This window comes from Streptomyces sp. NBC_00019 (genome assembly GCF_045041015.1).
Lineage (GTDB): Bacteria > Actinomycetota > Actinomycetes > Streptomycetales > Streptomycetaceae > Streptomyces.
On record NZ_CP108302.1, the window covers coordinates 5,966,526 to 5,984,673 of the forward strand.

An 18,148-nucleotide genomic window follows, 5' to 3' on the forward strand; every position below is an offset into this window, starting at 1 on the left:
CTGTAACCGAATGACGCCCGTTCAAGTGCCGCAGAGTGACCGGTTGTTGATCAGATGAGATCGAGTTCCGGTCATGGTCGGGGCGTGTTGTGGCCGTGTGCCGACAAGAGGACTGGATGCAGGGGGTGGGGGGTATTGAAGGTGATTCGGGCGCGAGGAGGCTCGTTACCGGCGGCGGCGGTGCAATGCGATGGCCGCTGCTGTGCCGCCCGCAACTGCTCCTACGCCTGCTGCTGCCGGGATGCCCACCTTTGCCGCCTTGCGGCCCGTTCGGTAGTCCCTCAGGCGCCAGTCGAGGTTCCTCGCGTGCCTGCGGAGCTTGGCGTCCGGGTTGATCGCGTAGGGGTGGCCCACCAGGGAGAGCATGGGGATGTCGTTGTGGCTGTCGCTGTAGGCGGCGCAGCGGTTGAGGTCCAGGCCCTCCGCCGATGCCAGCGCTCGGACCGCTTCCGCCTTCGCGGGGCCGTGCAGGGGTTCGCCCACGAGCTTGCCCGTATAGACGCCGTCCACCGACTCCGCGACCGTGCCCAGGGCGCCGGTCAGGCCGAGGCGACGGGCGATCACGCCGGCGATCTCCACGGGGGCCGCTGTGACGAGCCACACCTTCTGGCCCGCGTCCAAGTGGGCCTGGGCGAGGGCTCGGGTGCCGGGCCAGATGCGTTCGGCCATGTACTCGTCGTAGATCTCCTCGCCGATGGACATCAGCTCGGAGACGCGGTGGCCCTGCACGATCGACAGGGCCGAGTCGCGGGCCTCCTGCATGTGTTCGGGGTCCTCGATGCCCGCCAGCCTGAACCACGCCTGCTGCCAGGCGAACCGGGCGAGGTCGCGGGTCTCGAAGAACTTCCGCTTGTACAGGCCCCGGCCGAAGTGGAACAGCGACGCACCCTGCATGACGGTGTTGTCGAGGTCGAAGAAGGCGGCTGCCTTGTCGTCGCCGAGTACCGGGAACTCCGGTTCCTCACCTGGGGCGGAGGTCTCCTCGACCTCCTGTGACGACTTGCGCGCGGCCTCCGCCGAGGCCTCGCCTGCCAACACGCTCCGCGCCGTGGCGGAACGCCTACGGGGAGTGAGCCATCCGAGAGCGGCCATGACGTGAGCATAGCCAGTTTGTTCGGAGCTTCCGGAGCCGAGAGGTTCGAAGGGTGTGAACTCTCCGCGACTGTGCCGTTAAACAAGGGATCCCGGTCCCTCGCCGGCCGCGCGAGAATGGCCGACATGAGTCCCATCTTCCGCCGCAAGCCGGCCAAGGCCCCCGAGGACCGGCTCGTCACCCTCATCCGCAAGCCGGGGTGTCATCTGTGTGATGACGCACAGACCGTCATCGAGCGGGTGTGCGGGGATCTCGGGGTTCCCTGGGAGCAGAAGGACATCTCCCAGGACCCCCAACTCCACGACCAGTACTGGGAACAGATCCCGGTCGTCCTGGTCGACGGGGACCAGCACACGTTCTGGCGCGTGGACGAGAAACGCTTGAGGACGGCACTGACCGAGTAGTCCAACTCGCTCGACCCTTCGCTTAGGATCGATGGCGACTTGGTCCTGGGGGCGGGATTGTTGAGGAGAGTGTGCCGTTTTGCCCCCGAGGGAGACGCGCGTGACCCCGGTCACGTTGGCCGGGCAAATCGGACACCATCTTTGTGCACGCGTTCACAAAGACATAGCCTGCTTTCGACGGGGCGGTCTGGGTACGTGTGACCGCCTGCAGCCCCGCTCTACCCGCAGGAGCACCGTGGCAACTGGCCGAACTCACCGACCGGCGACCCGTAGCCGAGGGATTCCCGAGGCCACCGTCGCCCGGCTTCCGCTGTACCTCCGCGCGCTGACCGCACTGTCGGAGCGCTCGGTCCCCACGGTCTCCTCCGAGGAGCTCGCGGCCGCGGCGGGCGTCAACTCCGCGAAACTGCGCAAGGACTTCTCTTACCTCGGGTCCTACGGGACGCGTGGTGTGGGCTACGACGTCGAGTATCTCGTCTACCAGATCTCCCGCGAACTGGGCCTGACCCAGGACTGGCCGGTTGTGATCGTCGGTATCGGTAACCTCGGCGCCGCTCTCGCCAACTACGGCGGCTTCGCCTCCCGCGGCTTCCGGGTCGCCGCCCTCATCGACGCCGATCCGGGCATGGCCGGAAAGCCGGTGGCGGGTATTCCGGTCCAGCACAGCGATGACCTGGAAAAGATCATCGAGGACAACGGGGTCTCCATCGGCGTCATCGCCACCCCCGCCGGTGCCGCCCAGCCGGTCTGCGACCGACTCGTGGCCGCCGGGGTCACGTCCATCCTGAACTTCGCGCCGACCGTGCTGACCGTCCCGGACGGCGTCGACGTGCGCAAGGTCGACCTCTCCATCGAGCTCCAGATCCTCGCCTTCCACGAGCAGCGCAAGGCCGGAGAGGAGGCCGCCGCAGCCGACGCTGCCGGTGCGGTCGCCGCCGGTCGTGGTGACTCCGCCGACAAAGGGCCCGACGGGGACGTACCCGCCGTGATGCCGGCATGAGTCTCCTCGTCGTGGGGCTGAGCCACCGCAGCGCTCCGGTCAGCGTGCTGGAGCGGGCGGCACTGAGTGCTGACGCCCAGGTCAAGCTGTTGCAGGACGCGGTCGCCGCGGAGCCGGCTGCCGAGGCGGCGGTCCTGGCCACGTGCAACCGGATCGAGCTGTACGCCGACGTCGACAAGTTCCACGCCGGTGTCGCCGAGCTGTCCACGCTGCTCGCCCAGCACAGCGGGGTGGGGCTCGAGGAGCTCACGCCCTATCTGTACGTGCACTACGAGGACCGGGCCGTCCATCACCTGTTCTCGGTGGCCTGCGGGCTTGATTCCATGGTCGTCGGGGAGGGGCAGATCCTCGGACAGATCAAGGACTCCCTTGCCAAGGCGCAGGATCTGCACACCGCCGGGCGGCTGTTGAACGATCTGTTCCAGCAGGCCCTGCGGGTCGGTAAGCGGGCGCACTCCGAGACCGGGATCGACCGGGCCGGGCAGTCGCTGGTCACGTTCGGGCTGGAGCAGCTGGCTTCCGGTACGGCCGTGGACCCGTGGGCCTCGGGCAAGAAGGCGCTCGTCATCGGTGCCGGGTCCATGTCCTCGCTCGCCGCGGCGACGCTTGCGCGGGTCGGGATCGGCGAGATCGTGATCGCCAACCGGACGTCGGACCGGGCCGAGCGGCTGGCCGAGATCTTGAACGACGCCGATGACCTGGACGTGGTGGCCCGCGCGGTACCGATGGATGCGGTGCCGGGCGAGCTGACACGTGCCGATGTCGTGGTGTCCTGTACGGGTGCGACCGGGCTGGTGCTCACGGCCTCGGAGGTTGCCGAGGCCGTTGCCGCGGGCCCGGTGGTGGGTTCGCCCGCCGGCGTCGGCGGGGTGCCGTCCCGCTTCGGGTCGGGAGCCGCCCTGGGCGGCACGAATGCCCGCAGCCTGACCGGACCGGCTGCCGCGGGCTCCGCGGACGACGAGAACTGTCCGCTTGATCTCAACGCCGTCCAGGCCACCGCCGGGTTCTCCGTGCTCGGGGAAGCCGCCGTCGCCGGGATGGCCACCACCGAGCTCGAGCAGCACGCTGCCTGGGTCGACAACGGCATCGTCCGAGTCCCCAGCGCGGCCGCCGAGGCCGACGCCATCGCGGCGCTCGCCGCCGCTGCCGCCACCGTCGGGCGGATTCCTGAGCGTCGTAGGCCTGAGCCGGTTGCTCCGCAGCCCGCGCCCGGGCTGTTTCTGCTCGATCTCGCCATGCCCCGGGACATCGACGCCGCCGTGCACCGGATTCCCGGGGTGCGGCTCGTCGACATCGAGTCGCTCGCCGACGCTTCGGCCGACGCCCCGATGGCGGCCGATGTGGACCAGGTGCGGCGGATCGTCGCCGATGAGGTCGCGGCGTTCGGTGCCGCGCTGCGCGCCGCGCACATCACGCCCACCGTGGTCGCGCTGCGCACCATGGCCGCCGATGTGGTCGCCGGGGAGATCGCCCGGCTCGAGGGGCGGCTGCCAGGGCTCGACGACAAGCACCGCAGCGAGATCACCCAGACCGTGAAGCGTGTGGTCGACAAGTTGCTTCACGCGCCGACCGTACGGGTCAAGCAGCTCGCTGCCGAGCCCGGCGGTGCCGGGTACGCGGACGCGCTGCGGACCCTGTTCGACCTCGACCAGGAGACGGTGGATGCCGTGTCCCGCGCCGAGGACAGCACCGAGAAGAACAGCAAGAACCGAGGGCCGGCATGACTGAGAAGGCACTGAGGCTCGGGACAAGGCGAAGCAGACTCGCCATGGCCCAGTCCGGGCAGGTGGCGGACGCCGTGAGCCAGGTGACCGGACGGCCTGTGGAGCTCGTCGAGATCACCACGTACGGCGATGTGTCGCGGGAACAGCTCGCGCAGATCGGCGGCACGGGCGTGTTCGTGACCGCGCTGCGGGAGGCCCTGCTCAAGGGGGAGGTCGACTTCGCGGTGCACTCGCTGAAGGACCTGCCCACCGGGCAGCCCGACGAGCTCGCGCTCGCCGCGATCCCCCTGCGCGAGGACCCGCGTGACGTCATCGTCGCCCGGGACGCGCTGAAGTTCACCGACCTGCCCCGCGGGGCGCGCATCGGTACCGGGTCGCCCCGGCGGATGGCCCAGCTCAACGCGTACGCACGCGCCCATGGGCTGGACATCGAGACCGTTGCGATCCGGGGGAACGTCGACACCCGGATCCGGTACGTGCACGACGGTGAGCTGGATGCGGTGGTGCTGGCCGCGGCCGGGCTGCATCGCATCGGGCGCATCGACGAAGTGACTGACTTTCTTTCAGTCGACACGGTTTTGCCCGCTCCCGGCCAGGGAGCACTGGCGATCGAATGCACCGCGGACAACGCGGACCTGATCGCCGCGCTCGGCGAGCTCGACGACCCGTTCACGCGGGCCGCCGTGACTGCCGAGCGGTCACTGCTCGCCGCCCTGGAGGCCGGTTGCAGCGCACCTGTGGGCGCGCTGGCCGACCTGCTGGCCGACGGGCAGATTGTCAAGGAAATGCGCCTGCGTGGCGTCGTCGGCACGACCGACGGCTCGCGGATGGTGCAGTTGTCCACCACCGGTCCCGTGCCCGAGATGTACGACCAAGCAATGGCGCTCGGCCGTGAACTCGCTGCCGAGATGCTTGCCCAGGGCGCGGCCGGTCTGATGGGGGAGCGAGCACAGTGAGCCCCACCACCCTTCCTGCCGCCGGACCTGAACACGGGCACGTCACCTTCCTGGGTGCCGGACCCGGGGATCCGGGACTACTTACTCTGCGCGCCGTCGAGGCGCTGGGGAACGCGGACGTTCTCGTCGCCGAGCATGAAGTGCTCGACGTCGTGCGCGTCCACGCTCGCCCAGGCGTCGCCGTCGTGGACACGGATTCGGATCCCTCATCGGATCCGCATCCGGGCACAGGCGCGCCTCAACTAACGGTTGTTGACGGTTCGTCAACAACCGCTGCCGCCCCCGCCGTGCGGGATGCCGCACATCTTGTCATGGAGGCCGCGCGGGGCGGCAGGCGGGTCGTACGTGCGGTGTCCGGGGACCCCGGGCTCGACGCGTACGCCGCCGAGGAGATGCTGGCGTGCGCCGCCGCCGGGGTGCCTTTCGAGGTCGTTCCCGGTGTCGCCGCCGCGGTCGGCGTGCCCGCGTACGCGGGTGTTCCGCTGCGGGACGCCCAGGGCGCCGATGTGCGGTTCGTGGATGCGCGGACCGCTTCCGACCGGTGCTGGACCGAGGTCGGGGCGTCCGACGGGACCGTGGTCGTCTCGACGACCCTGGACTCCGTGGGCGCCGCCGCCGGTGAGCTCGTCGCCGCCGGGCGCAAGCCCGACACTCCGCTGACGGTCACGGTCGCTGGTACGACCACTCGTCAGCGGACGTGGACCGCGACTCTGGGGACCATCGCCCAGCTGCTCAAGCAGACCAAGGTGCTGCCCTCGCCGGATGGCGGGCGGCCGGTGATAGCCGTGGTCGGTGAGCGGTCCGCCGCTGCTCAGCGCGAGCAGCTGTCGTGGTTCGAGTCCAAGCCGCTCTTCGGGTGGCGGGTGCTCGTGCCGCGTACGAAGGAGCAGGCGGCTTCGCTCTCCGACCAGCTGCGGTCCTACGGGGCCGTGCCGCACGAGGTGCCGACGATCGCCGTCGAGCCGCCGCGGACGCCTCAGCAGATGGAGCGGGCGGTCAAGGGGCTCGTCACGGGCCGCTACGAGTGGATCGCTTTCACCTCGGTGAACGCCGTCAAGGCCGTGCGGGAGAAGTTCGAGGAGTACGGGCTCGATGCGCGTGCTTTCGCCGGGATCAAGGTCGCCGCGGTGGGCGAGCAGACCGCCAAGGCGCTCGTCGCCTTCGGCGTGAAGCCGGATCTGGTGCCCTCCGGGGAGCAGTCCGCTGCCGGGCTGCTCGAGGACTGGCCGCCGTACGACCCCGTTTTCGATCCGATCGACCGGGTGTTCCTGCCGCGGGCCGACATCGCCACCGAGACGCTGGTCGCGGGGCTCATCGAGCTCGGGTGGGAGGTCGACGACGTCACGGCCTATCGGACCGTGCGGGCGTCGCCGCCGCCGGCCGAGACCCGTGAGGCGATCAAGGGGGGTGGCTTCGACGCCGTTCTCTTCACGTCGTCCTCCACCGTGCGGAACCTGGTGGGTATCGCCGGGAAGCCGCACAACGTGACCGTCATCGCGTGTATCGGTCCCGCTACCGCGAAGACCGCCGAGGAGCATGGGCTTCGGGTGGACGTGATGGCTCCCGAGCCGTCCGTGCACAAGCTGGCGGAGGCGCTGGCCGACTTCGGGCTGAAGCGGCGGGCGGCCGCGGTCGAGGCCGGGGATCCGGTCACCCGGCCGAGCGAGCGTCGGCCCGGGGCCCGGCGGAGGCGTAGCACCACCTGACCTTGTGGGTGTGGGTGTGGGTGCGGCGGTCTGGCGTTCTTGTCAGGCCGCCGTCACCGTGTGGCCGTAGCGGAGCAGGTTCTGTGGGTCGTACGTCTCCTTCGTGCGGCGCAGACGGTCGTAGATCTCCGGGGTCCAGGCCCGGGCGCGGTCCTTCGCGTCGCCGGGACGGCCGTGGAGGTTGGGCATCGTGCAGCCGGTGGCGTACGGGCTCATCGCCTCGTACAGGGCCGTCGTGGCCGTTTCCACGGCCGCGGCTGCCTCTGGGCCGGCCAGGACGCCCACCGCCTCCAGGAGGTAGGCGGCGTTCCTCGCGCAGATCGCGTCCTCGGTTGTCGCGGGGCGGGAGAGGGCGCCGCCCATGTGGCGGAGTTCCACCAGGAGCAGGGCGTAGTCCTGTGCGCTCGGGCCCGCCTCGTCGAGGAGTGCGGTCACGGCGTCGGGGGTCAGTTCGCCCAGGCAGCCGCAGGACTCTCTCGCGGGGAGGGGGTCGTGGGGGTCCTGGTAGATCATGTCGACCGCCGTGTAGTCCATCTCCGTCACCGTGTCGAAGACCACGGGGGCCGCGTTGCGCAGCGGGGTCAGGAGTTCCTGGCCTTCGTCTTCCGTGCCGGTCCAGGCGACCGCCACGCGGGACCAGAAGCGGCCGCGCAGGGGCTCCGGGATCTCCGGGAGCGGGGGCAGGCGCAGCAGCGTGAAGCCCGTGCACATCTCGTCGGGGACCGTGGGGGTCCACTCCGCCCACGCGCGCAGGAGGGGTTCGGCGTCCTCGCCCGCGCAGTAGATGCCGCCGCCGAGGATGCGGGACAGGGCGGGGAGTTCGGTGACCATCTCCGTGACGATGCCGATGTTGCCCTTGCCGCCGCGCAGGGCCCAGAAGAGGTCGGGTTCCTGGGTCGCGGTCGTTTCGTGGAGCGTGCCGTCCGGGGTGACCACCTTGAACGAGCGGACGAGGTCGGAGGCGTAGCCGTAGGCCCGGCCCAGGACGGGGAGGCCGCCGCCGAGGGTGTAGCCGACGGCGCCCACGTCCGTGGAGGAGCCGTTGAGGGTGGCCAGGCCGTGGGGGGCGGCGGCGTCGATGACGTGACGCCACTTCGCGCCCGCGGCGATCGTCGCCGTGCGGGTTTCGGGATCTATGTGTACGTCCGTCATGCGGGACGTGTTGATCAACAGGCCTGTGTCTATCGGGAAGTTGGCGCCGTGGCCGGTGGCCTGGACGGCGACGGGGGTGTGGGTGGCCGAGGCCCAGCGGAGTGCGGTGACGATGTCGTCGGTGCCGGTCGCTCCTATGACCACGTCCGGGGTGTGCGGGGCGGCCAGGTTGAAGCCGGTCACCTCGGTGGCGTAGGCCTCGTCGGTGGGGCGCAGGACGGGGCCCTTGATGTCTGAGAGGGCGAACAGGTCCGGAGTGGGCATGGTGTCCTCCTCCTGTGTCGGTGGAGGGGCCTGTTCCTTCAGCTTGGACCCGTCGTTTGTGTGGCGCATGCGGGCTGGCCGCCTGTGGCGGTCCGTCGCGGTTCGCGCTGCCGGTTCACGGGCCTTCGGGCCGACGTCGCGTCGGCAAAGGGGGGTGTGGGGCGGGCGTAGCGTAGGGGCATGACGACGTACGGATCCTTTCCCGGCAGCCGGCCGCGGCGGCTGCGGACCTCTCCCGTCATGCGGCGGATGGTCGCCGAGACGAGGCTGCATCCCGCTGACTTCATCCTTCCCGCCTTTGTGCGGGAGGGCGTGAGTGAGCCGGTGCCGATCGAGGCAATGCCGGGGGTTGTGCAGCACACCCGGGACAGTCTGAAGAAGGCCGCCGCCGAGGCTGTCGAGGCCGGGATCTCCGGGATCATGCTGTTCGGGGTGCCCGAGGACTCCAAGAAGGACGCTCTGGGGACGCCGGGGACCGATCCGGACGGGATCCTTCAGGTCGCGCTGCGGGATGTGCGGGCCGAGGTCGGGGACGAGCTGCTCGTGATGTCCGATCTGTGTCTCGACGAGACCACGGATCACGGCCACTGCGGGGTGTTGGACGACCAGGGCCGGGTCGACAACGACGCCACCCTGGAGCGGTACGCCGAGATGGCTCAGGTGCAGGCCGATGCCGGGGCGCATGTCGTCGGGCCCAGCGGGATGATGGACGGGCAGATCGGGGTCGTGCGCGACGCCCTTGACCAGATCGGGCGTGAGGATGTGGCCATCCTCGCGTACACCGCGAAGTACGCGTCCGCCTTCTACGGGCCCTTCCGGGAGGCCGTCGGGTCCTCGTTGAAGGGGGACCGGAAGACCTATCAGCAGGACCCCGCCAACGCGCGGGAGTCCTTGCGGGAGTTGGCCCTCGATCTGGAGGAAGGGGCCGACATGGTGATGGTGAAGCCTGCCGGGCCCTATCTCGACATCCTGGCGCGGGTCGCCGACGCGGTGGATGTGCCCCTTGCCGCCTATCAGATCTCCGGTGAGTACTCGATGGTCGAGGCCGCCGCCGAGAAGGGGTGGATCGACCGGGAGCGGGCCATTCTGGAGACGCTGACCGGGATCAAGCGCGCCGGGGCGCAGAACATCCTCACCTATTGGGCTGTTGAGGCTGCGCGGATGTTGGCGGTTCGCTAGTCGTCGTTGTCTGTGTCGTCGATGTCGACGGGCCTTCGTCGCGGAGGCCCTCGCCGTCCTCGCACGCGGTCAGGGTGAGGGTGGCGAGTACGACCGTCAGGGCTGCCAGGAGGCGGGGTGCGCGGGTGTGCGCGTTCGCTGACACGGGCATCGGCAGGGGCCTCTCTGTCGGTTGTCTGTGAGGAGGGGTCTCAGCCTGGTGCCTGGGTGGGTGTGGTGACCATAAGGTGCCTCGCGTTCTGGGACGGGCCGGGTGCGGGACGGTCTCCGAACTGCGGGGATGTCGCGTCCCGGTGGTGTGGTGCGGGACGCGGGAAACGGGAGTCCGCCGTCTCGACGGCCGTCGCGGGCTAGCTTGTTCGTCATGAGCATGGAGATCGACACCACCAAGGCGCATCCCGCGCGCGTCTACGACGTCTTCCTCGGCGGCACCGACAACTACCCCGCAGACCGTGAGGCCGCCGCCGCGGCGCTCGCCGCCAATCCACGCGGGTATCTGGATGTGCGGCACAACCGCGACTTCATGCGGCGGGCCGTCACCGAGCTGGCGGAGCGGGACGGAATACGGCAGTTCCTCGATGTGGGGACCGGGTTACCGACCGCGGAGAACGTGCATCAGATCGCCCAGCGGATCCATCCCGAGTCGCGGGTCGTGTACGTCGACAACGACCCCGTCGTGCTCGCGCATGCGCGGGAGCTGCTGAGCGGCCGAGCCGAGGGGCGTACCGCATATCTCGACGCCGGCTTCGAGGAGCCCGCGCGCATTCTCGAGCGGGCCGCCGAGACGCTGGACCTGGCTCGGCCCGTCGCGTTGTTCCTGGTGGCCGTGTTGCACTTCATCGAGGACGAGGTCGCCTATCCGGTGGTGAAGGAGCTCGTCGACGCGCTGCCCCCGGGGAGCCGTGTGGTGCTCAGCCATCTCACGCTGGACCTCAACGCGGCGAACATGCGGGCCGTGCAGGAGACGTACACCGCGCGCGGGTTCTCCTTCGTGCTGCGGTCCAAGGGGGAGGTCGAGCGGTTCTTCGCCGAGAGCGGGCTGGAGGTCGTGGAGCCCGGTGTCGTGCCTGTTCACCGGTGGCGGCCGGACGGGGCCGCGCCTGCCGAGATCGGTGATGTGACCGACGCGGACATCAATGTGTACGCGGGAGTCGGGCGTAAGGGCTGATCCCGGATCCTGGAAAGCTGTTTGTAGGCGGCATCTATATCTCTAGGGTGCTCGGCATGACCCTTACGAGCACCTTCGCCGCCCTGCCTTCGCTCGCCTCGCGCGTCCGGTCGACCGGCGGGTCGGCGGTACGGGAGATCCTTGCCGTCACCGCGCGGCCCGAGGTCGTCAACTTCGCCGGTGGGCTGCCCGCGCCCGAGTTGTTCGACCGGGAGGGCGTCGCGGCGGCGTTCCGGCATGTACTGGAGGAGGTGCCGGGGCAGGCTCTTCAGTACTCGACGACCGAAGGGGAGCCGCGGCTGCGGGAGTTGCTGGCGCGGCGGACGGCGGTGCGGGGGCTGGCCACCGGCGGCGAGGAGCTTCTTGTCACCACCGGGTCGCAGCAGGGGCTGTCGCTGGTCGCCGCCGCGCTCGTCGAGCCCGGTGACACCGTCCTCGTCGAGGATCCCTGCTATCTGGCGGCACTTCAGGTCTTCGGACTGGCGGGGGCGCGGGTCGTCGCCGTGCCGGGGGACGCGCAGGGGCCGGATGTGGATGCCCTGGCCGAGCTCGTGGTGCGGGAGCGGCCCAAGTTGTTCTACACCGTCCCCACTTTCCAGAACCCCAGCGGGCGGACCATGTCGGCCGAGCGGCGGGCCGGTGTGGCCGAGGTGGCGGGGCGGTACGGGGTGTGGATCGTCGAGGACGATCCGTACGGGGAGCTGCGGTTCGAGGGGGAGCGGCTGCCCTGGATCGCCTCGTATCCGGAGGCCGAGGACCGGACCGTCCTGCTCGGGTCCTTCTCCAAGGTGATGGCTCCCGGTCTGCGGCTGGGGTGGCTGCGGGCGCCGAGTGAGCTGCGGCGGGCCTGCGTCGTCGCCAAGCAGGCCGCCGATCTGCACACGCCGACCGTCAACCAGCTTGCCGCGGCCCGGTATCTGGAGGAGCGGGATCTCGACGCGCACGTGGCTCGGGTCGCGGCCGTGTACGGGGAGCGGCGGGACGCGATGCTGGCCGGGCTGGCCGAGGCGCTGCCGGAGGGGGCGTCCTGGAACCGGCCCGAGGGCGGCATGTTCCTCTGGGCGCGGCTGCCTTCGGACTACGACACGACCGCCCTGCTGCCCCAGGTCGTACGGCATGACGTGGCCTATGTGCCGGGGGCGCCCTTCCACGCGGGACAGGCCGACCGGGCGACGCTGCGGCTGTGCTTCGTGACGGAGACGCCGGAGCGGATCGGGGAAGGGCTGCGGAGGATGGGGGCCGGGCTTCGGCTTTGAGTGCCTCGTTGCGCGCGGGGTTTGGCTGGAGGTCCTAGGTCTCAAGGAGTGGTGCGGTTGGGGCTGAAGGCTGCGGACGACGTGTGGCGGTGTGCCTAGGGTTGAGGCATGTCCGACACAGTGGAGTTCGACCTCGACGCGTATCTCGGCCGGATCGGGTGGGAAGGGGAGCGGGTCGCCGATGCGGCGACCCTGCGGGCTGTGCATCTCGCGCACTCGCGGGCGATCCCCTTCGAGAACCTCGACGCCGTGAACGGCACGGCTCCCTCGCTCGAACTCGGTGATCTGCTGGACAAGCTGGTCCGGGGTCGGCGCGGGGGCTACTGCTACGAACAGAACACCTTGCTGCTGCACGCCCTTGAGGCGCTCGGCTTCGGGGTGACCCGGCTGTCGGCGCGGGTGCAGGTGGGCGCGGACGGGCTGGAGAGCCGCCCGCGCACCCATATGACGCTGCTGGTGGAGGTGGCGGGGGAGACGCGTCCGTACCTCGCCGACGTCGGGTTCGGGGCGGTCGGCGCGCTGCTGGAGCCGGTGCCGCTGGTGGCAGGTGAGGAGTTCGAGGGTGCGGGGCGACGACACCGGCTGGTGCGGGTGACGCACCGGGGGCCGCTGGACCTGTGGGTGCTGGAGGCCTTCGAGCAGGGGCCGGCGTGGGAGGGCGGCTGGCGGCGGCAGTACGCCTTCACCCTGGACCCCAGCGAGAGGCCCGACTTCGAGGTGTTCAACTGGTTCGTCGCGACGAACCCGCGCTCACCGTTCACCCAGCGGCTCTATGTGCAGCGGATGCGCGGGGACCAGCATGTGCTCCTCTCCGGCAGGGAGTTGACCGTGACCTCCCCCGACGGCACGGTCAGCAAGCGGGAGATCTCCGAGGAGGAGGTTCCACGGCTGCTGGACGAGGAGTTCGGGATCGACGTCCCTCAGTCCCACCAGAAGGACCAGACCGGCTGATCGAGCAACTGGCGTTCGGCGTAGGCCTCCAGGACGGTGTCGCTGCCCTGCCAGAGGTTGTCCGGGCAGAACGCGAAGTGTTCGGCGGCCAGCGCCTGCGCCTCGGCGAGTGTCGTGGGCGGGGCCGCCACGGAGACCCGCAGGTGGTCGAAGCCGAGCGCTACGACCCGTATACCGAAGCGGTCCTCCCAGGAGCGGAGCACCGCACTGAGACGGGCCGTGTCGTCGCCGTGGTTCACCGCGCCCATCCAGCCGAGCGCCGTCGGCCAGCCAGAGCAGCGGCTCGTGCCACGGACCCTCGTCCGTCGTGTCGATCAGCTTGCCCGGCGGAAGGCCGAGGCCGAGGGAGGCCAGCCTCGGCAGCGGGTTGGGGAGCGTTGCCATGCCGACGACTGTAGGGGCAGCCACTGACAACGGCCCCTGAAGATCTTGCGGGGTGCGGTTCACGCGGGGCGGGTGGGGCGGCTCTTACACACGAAGGGGCTCGCGGTCGGCGCGGCCCCGGAGGACGGGAGCACCGGATGGACCCGGGCACGGCGTCGGTCGTCACCGCACTGGCGGGGCTGGGAATTCACGTAGTCACCCTGATCCGCGAGGAGTTGAGGCTACGGTGGGCCGAGCGTCGGGAGCGCGAACGGGCGGCGCGTTGCCAGTGCGCCCCGGACGGGAGGGAGACGGCGTGACGGAGCCGGGCCCGCGAGAGGACGACTCCAGGGAGCCGCTGCCGGTCGGCGGCGCCGCGGAGGGCGTCCCCGAGAAAGGCGCTCCGGCCGAAGGAGTCACCCAACCGTCGTACGGCCTGTCTCCCGAGGACGAAGAGGCGTTCAGCCACTTCTACCGCGCCTACGTCCCCAGGCTGACCGCGTATCTCGTCTACCAGGGCGCTCCGGTGGACCGGGCCGGGGAGTTCGTGCAGGACACGATGGTCAAGGCCTACCGGTCATGGCACGAGATCAGGTCGCACAAGAGCTGGGCCTACACGGTCGCCTACCGGGAGTTCGTCCGCCACGCCACGCGCGTGGAGGAACCCGTCGAGGAAGTACCCGAGTCCACGACCCTGCTGCGCCGCCCCGAGGCGACCGAGTCCTGGTTACAGGAACAGGAGATCGTCCGGGTGTTACGAGGCCTGCCCGCACGCCAACGGCAGGTGCTGGCCCTCATGCTGGACGGGTGGAAACCGGCCGAGATCGCCAAGCTGATCGGGATCGAGGGCGCGGCGGTACGGTCGAACTTGTTCAAGGCGCGCAAGGCCGTCGCCCAGCACCTCGCACGGCGGGAGGAGGACTGATGGCCGACGAGTGGCTCTCCCGTGAGCACGAGGAGTTCCGCCTGGGCCTCTCCCGGTTCCTCGACCCCGACGCCGGGCTGAGTGAGGTGCGCGAGCAGGCCGGCGGACATGAGGACGTGGTCCGAGGTCTGGGGCTGGTGCTGGACGTCGAGGGCGGACTGGCGAGCATCCTCCATGCCGAGGACCCGCCGGACTCCGCTACGACGGACTCCGCGGACCGGGCGTGGATGTCGGAGGCCGATGTCCCCGAGGCCCTGCGCGCCCTCCCGGTGGAACAGCGGCTGGCCGCGCGCAAGGATCCCGCGATCGCCGCCTGCGTCAGCGGCGAACTCCTGGTCCGGGCCCTGGAACTGCTTGACGACCTCGTCCGGGAGGAGAAGCGACTGGGGACCGGCGAGGGCTTCCCCGCCCCGTACGCCCAGCGCTTCGCCGATCTCGCCCGGGACTACGCCCGCGCCCGCAGGTTCGCGCTGGCGGAGCCGCCCGTCCTGACCCTCGCCGCCGCCCTCAACCTCGCCGCGGTCTTCGCCCGCACCTTCGAACACGACCTCAAAGCGGCCCGCCACCCCGGCGACAGCGCCCACGCCCTCACCGACACCCTCGACTCCGCCGCCCGCGCCCGGGACCCCGACCGCGTCCGTGCCATCGACTCCGCCGCCCGCGCGCTCGCCAGGAGCCTCGCCCTCGAAGCCGGCCACCGTCTCCACCTCCCGACGGCGGACGGTCTCGTCGCCGCGCTGCTCGACGGCACGCTGGACGACTTCACCGACGCGGACCTCACCGGCGTGAACCCGAGCGACCCCGGGCTCAACGGCATCCAGTGGTCCGACGCGGGCACCCGGTGGCCGCCCGGCACGGACATCGAGGCGCTGCGGAACAGGTCCGAGGAGACCGCGCCGTACTCCCGGGTGTATGTACTCGGACGGCGGCCGAGGGGAACGAGCAGGGCCGGGGCGGGAGTTCGGGTCTAGGCGGTCGTCGCGATGAACGCGGTCCAGGCGGTGGCGGCGACCTGGAGGGTCGGGCCGGTGGGGGTCTTGGAGTCGCGGATGTGGATGGTGTGGGGGCAGGTGGCGATCTCGACGCACTCGTCACTGCTGTGGCTGGACTCGCGCCAGTCGTAGGCGACTTCGAGGCATTCGCCGCCCTCGCTGCCGCTGTAGGTCGACTTGAACCACTGAAGCGCTTCGGTGCTCATTGCTCTCCTAGCAGACGGTCGAGCAGGCCCTTCGATTCCAGTGGCGACAGGGCCTGTGCTCGCAGCATCGCATACTTGAGGGAGAGCCTGGACACCTCATCTGCGTCGGAAACCCACTGGCTGCCGCGCTGCCCCTCGATGTAGGCGAGGTGCTGGTGGTCCGGGGTTTCCAGGAGGACGAAGGGGCCGTCCAGCCCGGCATGCGAGGGGCTGGCCATCGGCAGGAACTGGAGGGACATGCACGGCAGTTCTGCACACACCCGCAGGCGGTGGAGTTGTTCCGCTTGTACCTCTGGCCCTCCGATGCCCAGGTGCAGCACCGGCTCCCAGACGACGAAGCTGAGGGTCGGCGGGTTCGCGCGCTGAAGGATCTCCTGGCGCTCAACGCGCGCCGCCGTCTTCGTCTGGATCTCGTCTTCGCCGTACGCCGGAACGCGCTCCCGGAGCACGGTCTCCGCGTACGCCCGCGTCTGAAGCAGGCCCGGCAGCACCTGGTTGGCATAGAGGGACAGCGCGATCGCCTCCCGCTCATGCTCCATGTACAGCTCCGCCCACATCGGGAACTGGTCGATCTCCGGCAGGTTCGCCACCCCGACCGACAGCATCCCCTTGGTCTGGAGGATCTCGTCCAACAGGGCGGCCAGGTCCGGTTTCAGAGACCTTCTGCCCTGCTCGATCGAGGCGATCGTCTCCTCGTCGACCTTGACCAGCGCGGCCAGGGCACTCTGGGTGTGGCCCGCGGCGCGGCGGGCCGCGGCCAGTTGCTTGCCCAGCATCTTCATCGAGGTCAGGTTCTTCGGCCGCGGTGGCTTCTTCGCGCTCATGCTGGTCTCAATCCCCCAGGTCCCACGTACGTCACCGGGTGAGAGCCCGTACAAAAATTTCGTACGGGTTCACTCGCTGATCCACGCTAGTGACTCTGCGCGACATTCGTACCGTGAATGAGCAAAGCCAACTCGCCTTCCAGCGCGACCAGTTCTATCGGCGCGACCGCCGGTCCGTGGGCGCCGCCAGGCGGTTTGCGCGGTGGTCCCTCGTCCACTGGGGGATCTCGGCGTGGGAGCGGGCCGATGATGTGTCGCTGTGTGTGAGCGAGTTGGCGACCAACGCGCTCGTGCACGGGGCGCCGCCGGGGCGGGGGTTTCTGCTGCGGGTGCGGTACGACGGGGCCGTACTGCGGGTGGAGGTGCATGACAGCGGGGGTGGTGAGCCGTGTGTCGTGGAGGAGGCCGACGAGGGCGGGCGTGGGTTGTTGCTCGTCGCCGCGCTCGCCGACAAGTGGGGGGTGGGACAGCGGGACCCCGGCAAGGTGGTGTGGTGCGAGTTCGTCCACCCTGCCGGGGTCTGTCCGGGCAACTAGCTTCTGGCTATGCGCAGTTGTGTGCTGCGCTCGTGCTCGACGCGACCACCACGTCCGCGCCGCCGAGGCCGCTGATGTGGAGGGCGTTGACCGTGAGGCCGGTCGCCGTGCGCGTCTGCTCGTTCACGACGATCTTGGCTCCGGCGCCGAGGTCGATCGCATAGTCGGGGATGTCCGGGACGGTGACCGGCGTACCCGCGATGGTGAGCTTGAGATCCGTGGTGCCGGTGCTCGCCGTGCAGGTGCTCGTCGAGGTGGCGGTGATGCCGGTCGCCTCGACGACCGGGAGGCCGGGCAGGCCCAGACTGAGCTTGGTCAGCGTGGACTTGGCCGTCGAGGTGCTCGGGCCGGTCGTCGTCGTGACGTTCGCGCACAGGGCGTCGGCCGTCAGGACCACCGCGCTGATGTTCTGTGTGCAGGCGGGGGCCACCGTCCTGGCGTCGGCCGTGCGGACCTCGCCCGTGTCCGGGGTCGGTGCGATCACTATCGGCAGAACCAGGACGGGGACCTTGGCGGAGAGACCGTACGCCCGGCCCGTGACGTGCTGGAGTTTCAGCTCGGCCGTGTCCTCCGAGGGCTTGTACGCCTCGTCGCCCGCGAAGGTCGCCTTGAGTGGCACGGTGGCTGAGTCGGTCAGTGGCTGAGCCACTGCCGCGATGGTGCAGGCCGCCTTGCCCGCCGCGTCGGTCTTCGCCTTGCAGGTCTGGTCCGTGCCCAGGGTGAGGGTGACCTCCCGGTCGGCCACCGGGGCGCCGCCCTCCTTCTCCGTGAGCTTCGCCGACAGGGGCGCCGGGGAGCCGTTGGAGACCGTGGCGGGACCGTCGTAGGCCAGGGCCGTGTCCTTCAGGACGGGGGGATCGGGGTCGCCCGGGTCGCCGTCGCAGCCGTTGGTGCTGGTGATGAACTTCTCGCCGTACTCGGGCGGGTAGGGCGAGAGGACGTCGCCCTCCAGCTCGATGTCCTGGTGCACGCCGTTCAGTTCCTGCTCGTAGTGCAGGTGCGGGCCGGTGGTGTTGCCGGTGCTGCCGACCGTGCCGATCACGGTGCCCTGGGCGACCTGGGCGCCGTCCGCGACCTCGTAGGTGGCGAGGTGCATGTACTCGGTGGTCCAGCCGTCGGCGTGGTTGATCCGGATGTACTGGCCGCCGCCGTCGGGCTGGTTGTGGCGGGTGGCGGTGCCCGCGGCCGAGGCGAGCACGGGGGCGCCGGCGCTGGCGCCCTCCGCCTTGACGAAGTCCAGGACGTTTCCGTGGTCCGGGTAGGTCGAGTAGGTCCAGACCGAGTCGCACTCGAAGGGGGCCAGGAAGGCGGGCTTGGCGAGCGTGCCGGGCTCGTCGGCCGCGCTCGCTGTGCCCGTCGCCGGGGCCGTCAGGGCGAGGGCCAGTGTCGTGAGCAGGCCCGTGAGCAATGTTCCGCGTCTTTTGATGCGCATTCTGAACTTCCCCCGAT

The 18,148-nt window shown here is 70.2% G+C and carries 17 protein-coding genes and 1 pseudogene; 12 read left to right on the forward strand and 6 right to left on the reverse strand.

All coding sequences use genetic code 11. From position 1 onward, the window contains the following. Positions 1 to 165 precede the first annotated feature (165 nt). Entirely contained in the window at positions 166 to 1,092 is a 927-nt protein-coding gene (locus tag OHU89_RS28200; RefSeq protein WP_266889238.1) for an HAD family phosphatase, read from the reverse strand. A 117-nt stretch (positions 1,093 to 1,209) separates the two neighbouring features. On the opposite strand from OHU89_RS28200, the gene OHU89_RS28205 reads away from it, so the two are divergent. The 5 genes from OHU89_RS28205 (at position 1,210) to OHU89_RS28225 (ending at position 6,883) form a co-directional block, all read left to right on the forward strand. Continuing rightward, the gene (locus OHU89_RS28205; RefSeq protein WP_405646879.1) at positions 1,210 to 1,497 is read left to right on the forward strand and encodes a glutaredoxin family protein; all 288 of its coding nucleotides are present in this window, start codon (positions 1,210 to 1,212) and stop codon (positions 1,495 to 1,497) included. Between the two features lie 235 nt (positions 1,498 to 1,732). After that, entirely contained in the window at positions 1,733 to 2,497 is a 765-nt protein-coding gene (locus tag OHU89_RS28210; protein WP_266889236.1) for a redox-sensing transcriptional repressor Rex, read from the forward strand. Next, positions 2,494 to 4,221, forward strand: a complete 1,728-nt coding sequence (locus tag OHU89_RS28215) for a glutamyl-tRNA reductase (protein WP_405646881.1) — start codon at positions 2,494 to 2,496, stop codon at positions 4,219 to 4,221. The genes OHU89_RS28210 and OHU89_RS28215 overlap by 4 nt, the downstream gene beginning before the upstream one ends. After that, positions 4,218 to 5,177: a hydroxymethylbilane synthase gene (hemC, locus tag OHU89_RS28220; RefSeq protein ID WP_405646883.1), complete on the forward strand. Its 960-nt coding sequence runs from the start codon at positions 4,218 to 4,220 to the stop codon at positions 5,175 to 5,177. The genes OHU89_RS28215 and hemC overlap by 4 nt, the downstream gene beginning before the upstream one ends. Continuing rightward, the gene (locus OHU89_RS28225) at positions 5,174 to 6,883 is read left to right on the forward strand and encodes a uroporphyrinogen-III synthase (RefSeq protein ID WP_405646885.1); all 1,710 of its coding nucleotides are present in this window, start codon (positions 5,174 to 5,176) and stop codon (positions 6,881 to 6,883) included. Before hemC ends, OHU89_RS28225 begins: the two co-directional genes overlap by 4 nt. Before the next feature lie 42 nt (positions 6,884 to 6,925). Here the strand turns inward: OHU89_RS28225 and OHU89_RS28230 are convergent, their stop codons facing one another. Beyond that, a complete protein-coding gene (locus OHU89_RS28230; protein ID WP_405646887.1) occupies positions 6,926 to 8,299 on the reverse strand; it encodes an FAD-binding oxidoreductase in 1,374 nt (457 codons plus the stop codon). Between the two features lie 180 nt (positions 8,300 to 8,479). Here OHU89_RS28230 and hemB point away from each other — a divergent pair, with 180 nt between their 5' ends. The 4 genes from hemB (at position 8,480) to OHU89_RS28250 (ending at position 12,853) form a co-directional block, all read left to right on the forward strand. After that, entirely contained in the window at positions 8,480 to 9,478 is a 999-nt protein-coding gene (hemB, locus tag OHU89_RS28235) for a porphobilinogen synthase (RefSeq protein WP_405646889.1), read from the forward strand. Between the two features lie 364 nt (positions 9,479 to 9,842). After that, on the forward strand, positions 9,843 to 10,646 hold the full coding sequence (locus OHU89_RS28240) for an SAM-dependent methyltransferase (RefSeq protein WP_405646891.1): 804 nt from the start codon (positions 9,843 to 9,845) through the stop codon (positions 10,644 to 10,646). A 56-nt stretch (positions 10,647 to 10,702) separates the two neighbouring features. Continuing rightward, positions 10,703 to 11,902, forward strand: a complete 1,200-nt coding sequence (locus tag OHU89_RS28245) for a PLP-dependent aminotransferase family protein (protein WP_405646894.1) — start codon at positions 10,703 to 10,705, stop codon at positions 11,900 to 11,902. A gap of 108 nt (positions 11,903 to 12,010) precedes the next feature. After that, positions 12,011 to 12,853 (forward strand): arylamine N-acetyltransferase, encoded by an 843-nt coding sequence (locus tag OHU89_RS28250; RefSeq protein WP_405646896.1) that lies wholly within the window; start codon positions 12,011 to 12,013, stop codon positions 12,851 to 12,853. Here OHU89_RS28250 and OHU89_RS28255 read toward each other — a convergent pair. After that, a pseudogene (locus tag OHU89_RS28255) lies at positions 12,823 to 13,237 on the reverse strand (DUF4253 domain-containing protein). The gene OHU89_RS28250 and the pseudogene OHU89_RS28255 overlap by 31 nt on opposite strands. A 295-nt stretch (positions 13,238 to 13,532) precedes the next feature. On the opposite strand from OHU89_RS28255, the gene OHU89_RS28260 reads away from it, so the two are divergent. Together OHU89_RS28260 and OHU89_RS28265 are read left to right on the forward strand one after the other, a co-directional pair. Continuing rightward, positions 13,533 to 14,141 carry an RNA polymerase sigma factor gene (locus OHU89_RS28260; protein ID WP_266889226.1) on the forward strand — a complete coding sequence of 203 codons (609 nt, stop codon included), beginning with the start codon at positions 13,533 to 13,535 and terminating at the stop codon, positions 14,139 to 14,141. Next, positions 14,141 to 15,112: a hypothetical protein gene (locus OHU89_RS28265; RefSeq protein WP_405646899.1), complete on the forward strand. Its 972-nt coding sequence runs from the start codon at positions 14,141 to 14,143 to the stop codon at positions 15,110 to 15,112. Before OHU89_RS28260 ends, OHU89_RS28265 begins: the two co-directional genes overlap by 1 nt. On the opposite strand, the gene OHU89_RS28270 is transcribed toward OHU89_RS28265, so the two are convergent. Together OHU89_RS28270 and OHU89_RS28275 are read right to left on the reverse strand one after the other, a co-directional pair. Next, positions 15,109 to 15,339, reverse strand: coding sequence for a DUF397 domain-containing protein (locus OHU89_RS28270; protein ID WP_405646900.1), 231 nt, complete (start codon positions 15,337 to 15,339; stop codon positions 15,109 to 15,111). The two genes, OHU89_RS28265 and OHU89_RS28270, sit on opposite strands and share 4 nt — an antisense overlap. After that, positions 15,336 to 16,163 carry a Scr1 family TA system antitoxin-like transcriptional regulator gene (locus OHU89_RS28275; protein ID WP_405646902.1) on the reverse strand — a complete coding sequence of 276 codons (828 nt, stop codon included), beginning with the start codon at positions 16,161 to 16,163 and terminating at the stop codon, positions 15,336 to 15,338. The genes OHU89_RS28270 and OHU89_RS28275 overlap by 4 nt, the downstream gene beginning before the upstream one ends. Before the next feature lie 113 nt (positions 16,164 to 16,276). On the opposite strand from OHU89_RS28275, the gene OHU89_RS28280 reads away from it, so the two are divergent. Further along, positions 16,277 to 16,699: an ATP-binding protein gene (locus OHU89_RS28280; protein WP_405646904.1), complete on the forward strand. Its 423-nt coding sequence runs from the start codon at positions 16,277 to 16,279 to the stop codon at positions 16,697 to 16,699. Positions 16,700 to 16,706: 7 nt separating this feature from the next. On the opposite strand, the gene OHU89_RS28285 is transcribed toward OHU89_RS28280, so the two are convergent. Continuing rightward, complete coding sequence (locus tag OHU89_RS28285) at positions 16,707 to 18,131, reverse strand: choice-of-anchor P family protein (RefSeq protein ID WP_405646906.1); 1,425 nt, start codon at positions 18,129 to 18,131, stop codon at positions 16,707 to 16,709. Positions 18,132 to 18,148: the final 17 nt, after the last annotated feature.